This is a genomic window from Streptomyces malachitofuscus, from assembly GCF_055571035.1.
The window spans coordinates 1-1,444 of record NZ_JBVIGA010000076.1; the positions used below are offsets into that span (position 1 = coordinate 1).

General features: G+C 66.6%; 1 protein-coding gene. It reads left to right on the forward strand.

Annotation, left to right across the window (positions count from 1 at the left end):
• The first annotated feature begins 232 nt into the window (after positions 1-232).
• A complete protein-coding gene (locus ACZ44S_RS39110) occupies positions 233-1,423 on the forward strand; it encodes an IS110 family RNA-guided transposase (RefSeq protein ID WP_466938276.1) in 1,191 nt (396 codons plus the stop codon).
• Positions 1,424-1,444: the final 21 nt, after the last annotated feature.

Sequence of the window (1,444 nt, forward strand, 5' to 3'; positions counted from 1 at the left end):
GGTCCTACCTTTCAAGGGTGGTTGCTCTGGTCATTCGTAAGATCAGAGGGCCCAGGGGCTCTGGGTATGGCTGTCACGGTGGCGCCGGTTCGACGGCTCAAAGGACTTGGCCGCCCGGAGCCCCGCGACGACTCGACCGCCAATTGGGAGACGCGACTGCGATCGCTGCTGTAGGACAACGTCGGCGAGGTCGTCTGCGGGATCGATGTGACGACGAACTGGCGGAGGGAACGTGCCCGAGATCTGGGCCGGGGTGGACATAGGCAAGGAACACCACCACTGCGTGGTGATCAACGCGGACGGTCAGCGGCTGCTGTCCCGGCGGGTCCTGAATGACGAGACCGAACTGCTTGAACTGATCGGCGACGTCTTGGCGATATCCACTGACGTGCTGTGGGCCATCGACCTCAACCACGGTGGCGCCGCCCTGCTCATCGGCCTCCTCCTCAGCCACGGCCAGCCGATGGCCTACCTCACCGGCCTCGCGGTCCACCGCGCCTCGGCCACCTACAAGGGCGAGGGCAAGACCGATGCCAAGGACGCCTTCGTCATCGCCGATCAGGCCCGCGTCCGTCGCGATCTCGGCCTGCTGCGGCCCGGTGACGAGATTGCCGTCGATCTGCGCACGCTGACCACCCGACGCCTGGACGTGGTCTTCGACCGCACTCGGCAGATCAACCGCTTGCGGGCCCAACTGCTGGAGATCTTCCCGGCGTTGGAACGGTCGTTGGAACTGACCAACAAGGGACCGGTCATGCTGCTGACCGGCTATCAGACCCCCGCCGCGATCCGCCGCACCGGCGCCAAGCGGATCGAGACCTGGCTGAAGAACCGCAAGGTCCGCGGCGCCGCCGCACTGGCGAAAGCGGTCGTGGAAGCCGCCCAGGCCCAGCAGACCGCCCTGCCGGGAGAGAAGCTGGCCGCCGCTATGGTGGTCCGCCTCGCGAAGGGGGTGATGGCCCTCGATGAGGAGATCGCCGAGCTCGATGCCCTGATCGAGGCCAAGTTTCGCGAGCATCCGCACGCCGAGGTGATCCGCAGCCTGCCCGGGATGGGACCGAAGCTCGGCGCCGAGTTCATCGCTGCAACGGGCGGTGACATGGATGCCTTCGGCAGCGCCGACCGCCTGGCCGGCTTCGCCGGCCTGGCTCCCAGGCCCCGCGACTCCGGTCGCGTCAGTGGCAACCTCCGCAGGCCAAGGCGATATCACCGAGGGCTGCTCCGGACGATGTATCTGTCGGCCATGGCCAGCCTCAAGAACTGTCCGGCGTCGAAGACGTACTACCAGCGGAAGAGAAGCGAGGGAAAGGGACACAAGCAGGCCCTGCTCGCGCTCGCTCGCCGCAGGCTCAACGTCCTGTGGGCGATGATCCGTGACGGACAGTGCTACCAAGCTTCACCTCCCGTCACGCTCGCGGCTTGACATCACGATTGGGAAGTCCTC